This is a genomic window from Roseateles sp. P5_E1 (assembly GCF_054049335.1).
The window spans coordinates 1-515 of the sequence record NZ_JBFUMN010000494.1; the positions used below are offsets into that span (position 1 = coordinate 1).

The following is a 515-nucleotide window of genomic DNA, read 5'->3' on the forward strand; positions in this document are numbered from 1 at the left end:
GCTTCCACGGCCACGTGCAGACGCTCCAGCTCAGCCTCGATCTTGCCCGGCGGAATCCGCTGCTCGGCCACTTCCAGCGCATGCGGCAGGCGCACCCGGGCGCGGCCCAGGGCGTTGCCGCGCGAGGCACCGTGGCCGGACAACAGCATCGCCCCGGACGCGGTCCGGGCCGGTGCGGAGGATCCCGGTCGCGGCTGCCCCCCCATGCTCAGCTGTCCTCGTCGAAACGCCGTTCGAACAGTCCCACCACCGCCTCCATCGCGGCGGCTTCATCCTCGCCGTCGATGCGCACGGTGACCGGGGTGCCCTGGCCGGCGGCCAGCAGCATCACGCCCATGATGCTCTTGGCGTTGATCTCGCGGCCCTTGGCGGCCATGGTCACATTGCAGCGGAAAGGCGCCAGCTCCTGCACCAGCTTTGCAGTGGCGCGGGCGTGCAGGCCCAGGCGGTTGGATACGGTGAGTTCACGTTCAAGCATCGTCGACAATCGCTCCATTGCGAGTGCCTGCCGCGGC

At 69.9% G+C, this 515-nt stretch carries 1 protein-coding gene; it reads right to left on the reverse strand.

Features of this window, described 5'->3' with window-relative positions:
• Window positions 1–208 precede the first annotated feature (208 nt).
• On the reverse strand, window positions 209–478 hold the full coding sequence (locus ACXJKJ_RS32280; RefSeq protein ID WP_256775713.1) for an HPr family phosphocarrier protein: 270 nt from the start codon (window positions 476–478) through the stop codon (window positions 209–211).
• Between the last annotated feature and the right edge of the window lie 37 nt (window positions 479–515).